The following is a 9,540-nucleotide window of genomic DNA, read 5'->3' as shown; positions in this document are numbered from 1 at the left end:
CCGCGCTCGCGGCGGCAGGCGACTCGTTCGCGCGGGTCGTGGCAGGCGACGGTGCCGGGCCGCCGCCCGGCTCGGCCGGCGTGCCCTCGCCCACGTACTCGACCATCACCACGTCGTCCTCGACCGGCTGCGGCGGCGCGAAGTGCATCGCGGTGACGATCAGCAGCAGCACCGCGAGCAGTGCGTTCCAGACGACCGAGACACCACCGGCCGTCCAGCGCAGGCGCCGTTCTTCCGGGGCCGCAGGCTGCCAGTTCTGGCGCCAGAGCGTGCGGAATGCCTGCCAGCGATTGAGTTCGACGCTGCGCGCAGGTGGCGGAACGGGCTCGCGCGCGGCGAATTCGGCGACCAGCGACGCCGCGGGCGCGCCGGTGACACGCCCGGGACGCTGCGCCCAGCGGTCGAGCCAGGCGGTCCAGCTCGCGCGCGCGGCCTCGCGCAGGTGCGCCGGCGCCGGAGCGCGGGCGTTGAGGGCGTCGATGATGGCGGCGGCGGAATCCACTCCGGCCGCGTCGGTCAGGCGGCCGTGTCGCGCGGGATGTAAGGCGCCGCGCCGGTGGCGTGGTCGGTGGCGTCGCGCACCGCGGTCACGCCGGGCACCTTCTCCATGAGGCTGCGCTCGATGCCCTGCTTCAGGGTGACGTCGGCCATGCCGCAGCCGTGGCAGCCGCCGCCGAAGCGCAGGTAGACCACGCCCGCCGCATCGATCGAATCGAGCGTCACGTGGCCGCGGTGCGAGGCGAGCTGCGGATTGATCTCGTGGTCGATCAGGTGCCGCACGCGCTCCACCAGCCCGGCACCTTCGCCCGGTGCCTCGCCCTTGATGCGCGGCGCGCGGATCTGCAGCTGGCCGCCGGTGGCCTTCGTCTCGTAGTCGATCTGCGCGCCTTCGAGGTACGGCACGCTCGGCGCATCGAGCCACAGCGTGAAGCCGTCGCAGTCGACCGCCCATTCGTCACCGGCGAGGTCGGCGGGCTCGGTGAACTCGAGCCGCACGTCCGCGCGCGGCGTACCCGGGTTCATCGCGGACAGGCGCACGCCCAGGCCGGGGATCGCTTCGCGTTCGACGAGGCGACGGAAGTGGGTCTGGGCCGATTCGGAGATGTCGATCATCGGGCTATTCTAGCCACGCGTGCGGCCGCTTCCTCGCGTCGCCTTCACGCCGCGGCGATGGGCGGACGGGCCCGATTCAGCGACGCCGGCACGCGTTCCGCAACGACACAGCAGGAGTTCCGATGTCCTCGTCCCTCGCCCAGCAGCAGTGCGTGCCGCGTCGCGGCGCCGAACACCGCATCGATCCGACGCGCGCCGAATCGTTGATGCGCGAGCTGCCGGAGTGGTCGGTGGTCGAGGACGGCCAGGCGCTCACGCGCACGTTCCGCTTCCCGGACTATTACCGGACGATGGCCTTCGTGAACGCCCTCGCCTGGATCGCCCATGAGCAGGACCATCATCCGGACCTAGGCGTCCACTACGACCGCTGCGTCGTGCGCTATTCCACTCACGACGTGGGCGGCCTGTCGGACAACGACTTCATCTGCGCGGCGAAGGCCGACGCGCTGGTGCGCTGACGTGGCCCGCGCACGCGCCATTGCCGCCGCGCTGCCGACGCTGCTGCTCGCAGCCTGCGGCGGCGCCACGTCACCTGCGCCGGCCGTGGTCGGTGCGTCGTCCCCGCCCGCCGCGATCCAGACGCCGCCGCCGGACTATCCGGAGGCGCTCGCCTGCAACGGCGTCGGCGGCACGGTGCAGCTGCGGATCCGCATCGAGACCGACGGCCACGTGCGCCAGGTGGAGGTGCAGAAGGGCACCGGGAATGCGCAGCTCGATGCGTCGGCGCAGAAGGCGGTGCGCGGCTGGACGTTCCGGCCGGCGATGCAGGCCGGCCGGCCGAAGGCGCAATGGATCGCGGTGCCGATGAACTTCCACGTGCCGCAGCCGCGGCCGGACCGCTGCTACGCGCTCGACGAGCAATCGTCGGGCTCGCTCGCTCCGAAGTAATAGCGGCTACTTGAGCCGATCGAGAACGTCGATCAGCTCGGGCGCGAGCGGCGCGTTGAGCAGGTAGGGCGCGCGGCCGGCGTCCAGCGCGAATTCGAGCGTCGACGCGTGCAGGAACATGCGCTTGAGTCCCACCTGCTCGCGCAGGCGCTTGTTCACCTCCGCATCGCCGTATTTGTCATCGCCTGCTACCGGGTGGCCCATGTGCTGCGAATGCACGCGGATCTGGTGCGTCCGCCCGGTCTCGATGCGCACCTCGCAATAGGAATGCCCGCCGCGCCGCTCGAGCACGCGGAAGTGGCTGAGCGAGGCCTTGCCGATCGCATTGACCTGCACGTGGCGCTCGCCGCCCTGGCGCAGGCCGATGTGCAGCGGGGCGTCGACCGACATCGTCCCGTCCGGCATGCGACCGACCAGCAACGCCAGATAGCGCTTGGCGATCCCGCCCTCCTCCCGCATCAGCGCCTGCAGTTCCGTCAGCGCCGAACGCTTCTTGGCGACCACGAGCAGGCCCGAGGTGTCCCGGTCGAGCCGGTGCACCAGCTCGAGCGACTGCCCGGGCCGGAGCGCCCGGAGCGTCTCGATCGCCCCGTGGCTGATGCCGCTGCCGCCGTGGCTGGCAACGCCGGAGGGCTTGTTGAGCGCGAGGAGGCGGGCGTCCTCGTAGACGATCGCCGCATCCAGCGCCGCCATCAGGCCCTTCGCTGGCGGCGCCTTCTCGCCTTCCTCCGCCAGGCGCACGGGCGGGATCCGCACCTCGTCGCCGGCCTCGAGCTTGCGCTCGGCCTTGGCGCGGCCGCCGTTGACGCGGACCTGCCCCGACCGGACCAGTTTGTAGACGAGCGACCGCGGCGCGCCCTTGAGCTGGCCCAGCAGGAAGTTGTCGAGGCGCTGGCCGTCGCGGTCTTCGGGAACGCGGACGGTCCGGGCACCGGGTGCGGCCGGCTGGGTGGTCATCGTGGGGTTATCTGTTAAACTCGCGTGGCGAGATAAGGTTTTGATTTCGCTGGAAGATCGCCGCTTATCCCCAGCCAGGAGGCTGGTGCGGCACCGGGCCGAAAGCCCGCTTCCGCGATTTCCGGTGCGCGCCTGACCACGACCCGCGGGGTCGGCCATGTTAGCAGCGCGCGCAGGCAAGGCCGGCCCTCGACCGACGGGTGACGCCGTCGAGCGATGACATCCGACCCGCGCGACGCCGACGGCCCTGCCCGACGCGGACGCGGCCCCAACGTTTCACAACGAGTTTCACGAACAAGCGCTCCCGCGGCCCCGCCGTGGTGTGCAGCGCTGGAAGTGGGGCCCTCGACCGCGCGATGCGCGACAGAGGCCCGTGCCCAGAGGCGGACGCCACGGCGCCGTCGCGCGGATTGCGCGCGAGGACGCCAGACCAATGAAGCGAATGCTCATCAACGCGACGCAGGCGGAAGAACTGCGCGTTGCGATCGTCGACGGTCAGAACCTGTACGACATCGACATCGAACAACCGGCGAAGGAACAGAAGAAGTCCAACATCTACAAGGGCCGCATCACGCGCCTCGAGCCGTCGCTCGAAGCCGCCTTCGTGGAATACGGCGGTGATCGCCACGGCTTCCTCCCGCTGAAGGAAATCTCCCGCGACTACTTCCAGGCGGGCGTCGACCCCAACAAGGCCGGCCTGAAGGAACTCCTCAAGGAGGGCCAGGAAGTCGTCGTGCAGGTCGACAAGGAAGAGCGCGGCAACAAGGGCGCCGCGCTGACGACCTTCATCTCGCTCGCCGGCCGCTACATGGTGCTGATGCCGAACTCGCCCACGGCGGGCGGTGTCTCGCGCCGCATCGAGGGCGACGACCGCGCCGAGCTGAAGAAGGCGATGGACTCGCTCAACATCCCCGACGACATGGGGGTGATCATCCGCACCGCCGGCGTCGGTCGCGATGCCGAAGAGCTGCAGTGGGACCTCGACTACCTGCTGCAGATCTGGCGCGCCGTCTGCGAGGCCGCGCTGGCCAAGCCCGCGCCGTTCCTGATCTACCAGGAATCGCGCCTCATCATCCGCGCGCTGCGCGACTACATGCGCCCGGACATCGGCGAAGTGCTGGTCGACACGCCGGAGATGTACGCGGAGGCGCGCGACTTCGTGCAGCAGGTCATGCCGCACAACCTCCGCAAGCTCAAGCACTACACGGACGACGTCCCGCTCTTCAACCGCTACCAGATCGAGTCGCAGATCGAGAACGCCTACGAGCGGACCGTGAAGCTGCCGTCCGGCGGCGCGCTGGTCATCGACCAGACCGAGGCGCTGACCGCGATCGACGTGAACTCGGCGCGCGCCACCAAGGGCGGCGACATCGAGGAGACCGCGTTCAATACCAACCTCGAAGCGGCCGAGGAGGTCGCGCGGCAGATGCGCCTGCGCGACCTCGGCGGCCTCGTCGTGATCGACTTCATCGACATGTCGTCGACCAAGCACCAGCGCGAGGTCGAGAACCGGCTGTCGAATGCCCTGCGCCACGACCGTGCGCGCGTGCAGATCGGCCGCATCTCGCGCTTCGGCCTGCTCGAGCTGTCGCGCCAGCGCCTGCGCCCGTCGCTGGGCGAGTCGAGCCAGATCGTCTGCCCGCGCTGCGAAGGCCACGGCCGCATGCGCAGCGTCGAGTCGCTGTCACTGTCCGTGCTGCGCCTGGCTGAAGAACACGCGATGAAGGACAACACCGGGCAGGTGCTGGTGCAGGCCCCGGTCCAGATCGCGAACTTCCTGCTCAACGAGAAGCGCCGCGCGCTGGCGGAGATCGAACAGCGCCACGACGCGCCGATCGTGATCGTCGCCGATGACCAGCTGGAGACGCCCCACTTCGAGGTCACGCGCATCCGCGAGAACGAGCTCGGCGAGGAGACCAGCAAGCCGAGCTACCAGCGCCACTCGCCGCGCAAGGTCGCGACGCATGCACTGACGAAGGCGCATCTCAACATCCCGCCGCCGCCGGCCGTCACCAACGTCAAGCCGGCCACGCCGGCCCCGCTGCGCGAGCCGAAGGAACCGGCGACCGCGGTGGCCGCGCCCGCCCCGGCGCCGCGTCCGGCACCGACGCCCGCGCCGACGCATTCGGTCGGCCTGGTGGAGCGCATCTTCCGCTTCTTCCGCGGCCAGACCCCGGTCGCGCCGCCGCCGGCGCCCGCGCCGACCTCGCGCGACGCGCGTCCGGACGGCGGTCGCCGCGACCGCAACGAGCGACGCGGGCGTAACGACGCCCGTCGCGACGAGCGTCCGAACGGCGGCAACCGCGGTCCGCAGAACGCCCCGGCGCCCAAGGCCCAGCAGCAGGCGCAGAAGGGCCAGCCGCAGGGCAAGAACCGTCAGGAGCCGGGCCAGAACGCGCCGAAGGGCGAGCGCCCGCAGCAGCAGCCGCAGGCGGCGAAGCCCGCGCGCAGCGAGATGCGCGACGCCGCGCCGACCGGTGCCGCCGCCACGCCGCCGCGCGAGCCGCGCCCGCCGCGGGCGCCGGCCGAAGTCGTCGCGGAACGCATGCCCTCGCCTGCCGTCGAGCCGATGCCGGTCGGGCCGGTGACGGAACCGACGATGCGCGATTCGGCGATGCTCGCCACCGCCGTCGTCGATACGACGGCCGACGCCACCGAGGCGCCGGCTGCGGTCGAACACGAATCGCCCGACGGCACCGACGCATCGAAGCTCGAGAACGGCGCGCGTCGCCGTCGCGGTCGTCGTGGTGGTCGCCGCCGTCGTCGCAATGGCGCCGAGGGTGGCGAGTCGATGGAGGGGATGGACGCGGCCGACCTGCAGGACGAGGCCGACGGCGACGACGACAACTTCGGCGACGCGCCCGCGCCGGCGGAACGCGCGGCGAACCTGGCGCGTCCCGAGTTCGAATTCGACGACATCGCGTCGCCGCCGCCCACCTCGGCTGCGGCGGAAGCGCCCAGGCGCGAGCCGGTCGCAGCCGCAGCCGTCGCGGTGGTCGCGCCGCAGCCGGTCGTGCAGCCCACGCCGGTTATCAGTGAGCCGGTGATCGAGGCTCGGGCTCCGCAGCCGGTGACGCCGCCGGTCGACGCGAACGCGCCGTCGGTCGACATGGCCGAACCCGTCCCGTCGAGTGAGAGCACCGCGTCGGCACCTGCGGTGGCGGCCCCGTCGGTCGCGCAAGCGCCGGTCGCCGCGCGGACCGCGGATCAGGCAAATGCCGCGGAGACCGCAGCCGAGGCCGCGTACGCGGCTACCGAAGCCGTCACCGCTGCAGAGCCGGTGCAGGTTGTCGAAGCGGTGGCCGCGACGCCGGTCGTAATGTCGCGCGAAGTCGCCCCGGTCGCAGCCGGTCGTGTCGAAGCGGACGCCGCGGCGCCCGCGATGCTCGCCACGGTCGACGCGGAACTGGACGCTCCAATGGCCGGCGATGTAGAGCACGTCGCCTCGTCCGCTGATGCCCCGACGCAGGCCGACGCGGTCAACAGCCTGCCGGGCGGCGTCGGTTCGGCGCCCACCCAGGGCGAGCTGCTGGGTGCGACGGACGTCGAACGCCAGGGCTGATCGATCCTGCTGACGCGAAAAGGGCCGCCCTCGGGCGGCCCTTTTTCGTTGCGCGTTGCGGCGTCCGTCGCGATCGTGGGCGCCGGCCTCAGGCCAGCGCGATCACCGGCTCCGCCAGCCCGTACTGTGCCGCGAGCCGCGCGAGGCCGACGGTATCGCTGATCGCGAGGCCGAGCTTCTCGAACATGCGGCTCTTGTGCGTGTTGACCGTCTTCGGGCTGAGGCTCAGCCGACGCGCGATCTCCTGCTGCGGAAGGCCCTGCACGAGCAGCAAGGCGATTTCGATCTCGCGCGGCGAGCAGGCGTCGAACGGCGAACCCCCACCGCCGATGCCGGCGAGCGCGAGGTTCTGCGCCACCGAAGGCGCGAGGTAGCGGCGGCCGAGTGCAACATCGCGCACCGCGCGCAGCAGTTCGGTCGCGTCGCCGGCCTTCCCGACATAGCCCGAGGCGCCGGCTTCGAGCAGGCGTTTGGGCAGCGGCCCGTCCTCCAGCACCGAGACGATGATGACGCGCGCCTCGTAGTTGCCGTGCACGATGCGCTCGGTGACCTCGAGGCCGCTCAGGCCCGGCAGGTGCAGGTCGCAGAGGACGACCGTGGCCTTCGACGCGCGGATCAGCGGCAGGGCCTGCTCGCCGCTTTCCGCCTCGCCCACGACCTCGATGTCGGTCTGTGCCGACAGGATCATGCGCAGGCCGGTGCGCACGATGGCATGGTCGTCGATGATGAACACGCGGATGGACATCCGTTCCCTCCCTTGGCGTGAAACTCCCCGGGAACGGAGGCTACTGGCGGCCGGAGGCAGGCGCAACCGGCCGCGCGCGCTCAGTCGAGGCGCACGTCCGCGTCGCCCGAGAACGTCTCGATCGAGACGTCGGCATCGCCCGAGCCGTACCGCTGGCGGAAGTGCGAACCGGGGCCGTGCTCAGGACGTTCGATCGTCGCACCCGGCGCGCGCAGGCTGCCGCTGAAGGACTCGCCGCGCACGTCGGCCGAGGCGTCTCGCGGGAGGCGCAGGCGAACGTCGCCGCTGACCGATTCGAGCTTCATCCGCGCCTGCGCGGCGAGCGCGGTGCGCACCGCCATGTCGCCGCTCACCGTATTGCCTTCGAAGCGCTGCACGCCGTTCTGCAGGACATCGACATCGATGTCGCCGGAGACCGACTCGACGCCGATCGAGCGACCCAGGCGACCGCGCAGCTTGATCGAGCCACTCACGCTCTCGACGTCGACGCTCGCGCGGTTGACGGTGAGGTCGACGTCACCGCTGACGCTGTTGACCTCGACTTCGTCGGCCGACGCCGCGACCGTGGTCTGTCCACTGACGTTGTCGATGCTGAGCTTGGACGGCGAAACGCCCCAGGCGAGCACGTCGGCCGAGACGGCCGAGATGTCGAGGTCGGCGCGCGACGGCACCATGAGCTTGAGGACGGTCGGCTCGGTCTTCGGCCCGCCGCCGAGCAGGCGTCCGAGCCCGTTGCGTTCGGGATAACGCACGGCCACGCGCAGGTCGCCGGCGTCGCCGCTGATCTCGAGTTTTTCGACGCCGGCGCCGAGCGTGCCTTCGATGCGCACTTCCGGGCGATCCCAGGCGCGCACCTCGATGCTGCCCTTGACGTTCTCGATCTCGACACGGCCGCGCGGATCGAGCGGTCGCGTCTGGTTGATGGGCGTGCCGGCGTGTGCGGCGGCGGCGAAGCCGGCGAGCGCGAGGGCCAGCGCGAGGGGACGAACGTGCGGTGCGGTTTTCATCGAAGGTCTCCGTCAGCCCACGACCGCGCGCTGGGACAGCGCGAGCCGGAGCGAATAGGTGCGCCGCAGCTGGTCGAGCAGCAGGCGCGAATCGGGGTCGCGCTTGAGCGCGTGGCGGATGTCACGGGCGCTGCGGTCGAGTTCGACCATCGCCGGAGCGAGTTCGGCGGGCGCATCGGCCTTGGGCATGGCCTTCATCGCCTGGTCGTATTCGCGGACCACGACGCTCGCCTGTCGCGCCGCTTCGTCGCCGGGTGTAGCCGGCAACCGGAGCAGGAGGACCGTACCGGTCGCGACCGCGAGGCTCGCGGCGAGCGCGAACCGGGGTGCCCACGGGCTCGGCGCGGGGCGCTGCGCCGGCAGGCGCGCCGCGATGCCGGGCCAGAGATCGCGCGCCGGTTCGACGTCACGGCGCTGTGCGCGCAACTGCCAGCGCAGCGCGTCGGGCAGCGACCGGTCTTCGTCCAGCGGAAGTCGCGAGTCGTCGTTCATGCGGTTTCTCCGAGGCGCGCGCGGAGCAGCCCGCGAGCGCGATGCAACTGGGCTTTCGAGCTGCCGACCGCCATGCCGAGCTCCGCGGCGATGTCCTCGTGGCGCCAACCCTCGATGTCGTAGAGCACGAGCACCGCACGGGCCCGCGGCGGCAGCGTCGCCACCGCGCGTTCGAGGTCCATGCGCAGCGCGGTGCGGTCGCCGGCCGAATCCTGCAGGCCGACGATGTCGAGACCGTCGTCGTCGCCCTCGTCGTGGCCGCGCACGCGGCGGCTGCGCAGGTCCATCAGCGCCGTGTTGACCGCGAGGCGGTGCAGCCACGTGCCGAACGCGGACTCGTTGCGGAAGTCGCGCAGGCACTGCCAGGCGCGCACGAACGTCTCCTGCGTGAGGTCCTCGGCGCGCGCGCCGTGGCCGCCGACCAGCCGGACGATCGCCCCGTGCACGCGACCGGCATGGCGCCGGTACAGCGATTCGAAGGCGGCCACGTTCCCGCCGGCCGCCAGCGCCACCAGCGCCCGGTCCTCGTCGGACGGGGAGGCGGTGGCGGTCGCGGCATCGTCGAGCACGGCGGTGAGCATACCCTTCGGATGCGGCGGAGCCCCCGGAGGTTTAAAGCCGTCCGCCGCCATGAAAAAGGGCTCCCTGACGGGAGCCCTTTCGCGAAGCTGGCGGAGAGAGTGGGATTCGAACCCACGGACGGTTTGACCCGTCGGCGGTTTTCAAGACCGCTGCCTTAAACCGCTCGGCCATCTCTCCGGGTTGCGGATTCTCGC

The 9,540-nt window shown here is 71.3% G+C and carries 9 protein-coding genes, 1 tRNA gene and 1 pseudogene; 3 read left to right on the top strand and 8 right to left on the bottom strand.

Going from position 1 to position 9,540, the window contains the following annotated elements:
• Together ACY35P_RS08140 and ACY35P_RS08135 are read right to left on the bottom strand one after the other, a co-directional pair.
• A pseudogene (locus tag ACY35P_RS08140) lies at positions 1-502 on the bottom strand (hypothetical protein); the annotation flags it as partial.
• A gap of 14 nt (positions 503-516) precedes the next feature.
• Positions 517-1,113 (bottom strand): NfuA family Fe-S biogenesis protein, encoded by a 597-nt coding sequence (locus tag ACY35P_RS08135; RefSeq protein WP_462115332.1) that lies wholly within the window; start codon positions 1,111-1,113, stop codon positions 517-519.
• A gap of 122 nt (positions 1,114-1,235) precedes the next feature.
• Here ACY35P_RS08135 and ACY35P_RS08130 point away from each other — a divergent pair, with 122 nt between their 5' ends.
• On the top strand, positions 1,236-1,571 hold the full coding sequence (locus ACY35P_RS08130; RefSeq protein ID WP_462115331.1) for a 4a-hydroxytetrahydrobiopterin dehydratase: 336 nt from the start codon (positions 1,236-1,238) through the stop codon (positions 1,569-1,571).
• Position 1,572: 1 nt separating this feature from the next.
• The gene (locus ACY35P_RS08125; protein ID WP_462115330.1) at positions 1,573-2,001 is read left to right on the top strand and encodes an energy transducer TonB; all 429 of its coding nucleotides are present in this window, start codon (positions 1,573-1,575) and stop codon (positions 1,999-2,001) included.
• A gap of 6 nt (positions 2,002-2,007) precedes the next feature.
• Here ACY35P_RS08125 and ACY35P_RS08120 read toward each other — a convergent pair whose 3' ends face one another.
• A complete protein-coding gene (locus tag ACY35P_RS08120; protein WP_462115329.1) occupies positions 2,008-2,958 on the bottom strand; it encodes an RluA family pseudouridine synthase in 951 nt (316 codons plus the stop codon).
• Positions 2,959-3,391: 433 nt separating this feature from the next.
• On the opposite strand from ACY35P_RS08120, the gene ACY35P_RS08115 reads away from it, so the two are divergent.
• A complete protein-coding gene (locus tag ACY35P_RS08115) occupies positions 3,392-6,520 on the top strand; it encodes an Rne/Rng family ribonuclease (protein ID WP_462115328.1) in 3,129 nt (1,042 codons plus the stop codon).
• 88 nt (positions 6,521-6,608) lie between these two features.
• On the opposite strand, the gene ACY35P_RS08110 is transcribed toward ACY35P_RS08115, so the two are convergent.
• The 5 genes from ACY35P_RS08110 to ACY35P_RS08090 form a co-directional block, all read right to left on the bottom strand.
• On the bottom strand, positions 6,609-7,265 hold the full coding sequence (locus ACY35P_RS08110; protein ID WP_462115327.1) for a response regulator: 657 nt from the start codon (positions 7,263-7,265) through the stop codon (positions 6,609-6,611).
• Positions 7,266-7,345: 80 nt separating this feature from the next.
• Entirely contained in the window at positions 7,346-8,272 is a 927-nt protein-coding gene (locus tag ACY35P_RS08105) for a DUF4097 family beta strand repeat-containing protein (RefSeq protein WP_462115326.1), read from the bottom strand.
• A 12-nt stretch (positions 8,273-8,284) separates the two neighbouring features.
• Positions 8,285-8,764 carry a hypothetical protein gene (locus ACY35P_RS08100; protein ID WP_462115325.1) on the bottom strand — a complete coding sequence of 160 codons (480 nt, stop codon included), beginning with the start codon at positions 8,762-8,764 and terminating at the stop codon, positions 8,285-8,287.
• A complete protein-coding gene (locus tag ACY35P_RS08095; protein WP_462115324.1) occupies positions 8,761-9,345 on the bottom strand; it encodes an RNA polymerase sigma factor in 585 nt (194 codons plus the stop codon). Before ACY35P_RS08095 ends, ACY35P_RS08100 begins: the two co-directional genes overlap by 4 nt.
• Positions 9,346-9,433: 88 nt before the next feature.
• A tRNA-Ser gene (locus ACY35P_RS08090) sits at positions 9,434-9,523 on the bottom strand.
• Positions 9,524-9,540 lie beyond the last annotated feature (17 nt).

Source organism: Lysobacter xanthus, from assembly GCF_047159895.1.
Note: the sequence above shows the minus strand (reverse complement) of the source record. Positions and strands in the feature narration are given on the sequence as shown.

Bases quoted from the DNA above. Each gene is read 5' to 3' on its own strand.
- ACY35P_RS08135 (WP_462115332.1), bottom strand. From the start codon at position 1,113: ATGATCGACATCTCCGAATCGGCCCAGACCCACTTCCGTCGCCTCGTC.
- ACY35P_RS08130 (WP_462115331.1), top strand. From the start codon at position 1,236: ATGTCCTCGTCCCTCGCCCAGCAGCAGTGCGTGCCGCGTCGCGGCGCC.
- ACY35P_RS08120 (WP_462115329.1), bottom strand. From the start codon at position 2,958: ATGACCACCCAGCCGGCCGCACCCGGTGCCCGGACCGTCCGCGTTCCC.
- ACY35P_RS08115 (WP_462115328.1), top strand. From the start codon at position 3,392: ATGAAGCGAATGCTCATCAACGCGACGCAGGCGGAAGAACTGCGCGTT.
- ACY35P_RS08110 (WP_462115327.1), bottom strand. From the start codon at position 7,265: ATGTCCATCCGCGTGTTCATCATCGACGACCATGCCATCGTGCGCACC.
- ACY35P_RS08105 (WP_462115326.1), bottom strand. From the start codon at position 8,272: ATGAAAACCGCACCGCACGTTCGTCCCCTCGCGCTGGCCCTCGCGCTC.
- ACY35P_RS08100 (WP_462115325.1), bottom strand. From the start codon at position 8,764: ATGAACGACGACTCGCGACTTCCGCTGGACGAAGACCGGTCGCTGCCC.
- ACY35P_RS08095 (WP_462115324.1), bottom strand. From the start codon at position 9,345: ATGCTCACCGCCGTGCTCGACGATGCCGCGACCGCCACCGCCTCCCCG.